The sequence below is a fragment of the Mycobacterium sp. UM_Kg1 genome, assembly GCF_000972925.1.
In the GTDB taxonomy this organism is placed as follows: domain Bacteria; phylum Actinomycetota; class Actinomycetes; order Mycobacteriales; family Mycobacteriaceae; genus Mycobacterium; species Mycobacterium hiberniae.
In genome coordinates this window covers 1-1,682 of record NZ_JRMK01000293.1, presented here as the reverse complement: position 1 = coordinate 1,682, position 1,682 = coordinate 1, and the positions used below count along the sequence as shown (strand labels likewise).

Here is a 1,682-nt window from a genome sequence, read left to right as displayed (position 1 = left end):
CTGGGCGACGCGACTCTTGCGGGCCTGCTGGGCAACTTCGGCATCGGCGGCTTTTTCCTTCCCGGCCTGCTGGAGAGCCTGGGTCTGGGCGATGTCACGCTCGCGGGGGTGCTCGGCAACCTGGGCGTGGGCGATCTGACGCTGGGCGAGCTGCTCAGTGGTCTGGGGACCGGCAACTTCACGCTGTCGGGGTTGTTGATCGATCTGGGGCTGGGCGACGCGACGCTGCCGTCTCTGCTGACCGATGTGGGCCTGGGTGACGCCACGCTGTCGGCCCTGCTGAGCGGTCTGGGCATCGGCGGGATGTTCGTGCCCGCTCTGTTGACCGATCTGGGCCTGGGGGATATGACCCTGCCCGGTCTGCTGGGCGGCCTGGGCGTTGGCGATCTGACGCTCACTGAGCTGTTGACCGACCTCGGTACCGGTGGCTTCACCCTGCCGGGGCTGTTGGATGCGCTGGATCTGGCCGATGTCACGCTGCCCGGGTTGCTGGCTGATCTGGGCATGGACGACCTGACGCTCGGTGGGCTGTTCGACGGCCTCGGGCTGGGTGGCCTGAACCTGCCCGCGTTGCTCGGCGATGTCGGGCTGGGGGAGATGACGTTGCCCGACCTGCTGGGCAGTGTGGGGCTGGGCGGCATGACACTGGGCGGTCTGCTCGGCGGCCTGGGCACCTGGGACCTGGGGCTGGGTGCGCTGCTGGGCGATCTGACCGGCAACCTGAACCTGGACGGGCTGTTGGACGGCCTGGGGCTGAGCGACTTCGACGCCTTCACGCTCGACGGCGGGTGGTTCGGCGGGCTGATGCCGCTGCTGTTCAACGACCTGCCCCAACAGATCGCCGAGCTGCTGGGCGCACCGGCGGCCGGCGCTGCCGATGCCACCGAATTCGCCTCGGGCGCAGCGGCCGACCTGTGGGTCAGCCTGATTCCGGAGTTCGCCGGAGCCTTCTGAGTGCCGGCGGGCGTCGCCCGCCCGCGACGCGGGCAGGGTCAGAAGTCCCGGGCCGGGTTCGCAGCTACGGGTCTTCGTGCCCTGTTCGGGCGGGGTCGCCCACAGGCATGGTGAAAGGGTCGCGGGCCAGTGGGGCCCCAGCGCCGGCGCCGCTTCAGGCGGCGGGGAAGAAAGGGGCCGCATCGTGGATGAACAGCATGCGGACTGCCCGGACGCCACGGCTCACCCGGACCTGATCCGCACCGCCTTGCTGCTGGCCGCCCGCGCCCCGTCGGTGCACAACTCCCAGCCGTGGCGCTGGTACGTCGAGTCCGACCCGGCGGCGCCGCAGCTTCATCTGTTCGTCGAACCGGGCCTGCACCTGCCCAGCGTCGACCCCGACGGCCGGGGAATGATTCTGAGCTGCGGTGCGGCCCTGCACCATTGTGTGGTCGCGTTCGCCGCGCTGGGGCAGCAGGTCAAGGTGCGTCGGCTGCCCGACGCGCAACGCCCCGACCACCTGGCGGCGATCGAGCTGGTTGCCGGCGGCCTGCGGCCGGGGGTCTCGCAAGTCGACGTCGCGCTGGCGGCGGCGATCCCGCGGCGGCGCACTGATCGTCGTTGCTACAGCGACTGGCCGGTGGCCGCCGCCGACATCGCCTTGATGGGGGCACGTGCGGCCCGGTCGGGTGTGATGCTGCGCCGGGTAGACGCCCTGGATCGGCTGAACGCCTGTCTCTTATACACAT

The 1,682-nt window shown here is 70.6% G+C and carries 2 pseudogenes; both read left to right on the top strand.

Annotated elements, in window-relative coordinates:
- Window positions 1–954, top strand: a pseudogene (locus LI92_RS24015) (hypothetical protein); the annotation flags it as partial.
- Between the two features lie 184 nt (window positions 955–1,138).
- Window positions 1,139–1,682: pseudogene (locus LI92_RS21140) on the top strand (Acg family FMN-binding oxidoreductase); the annotation flags it as partial.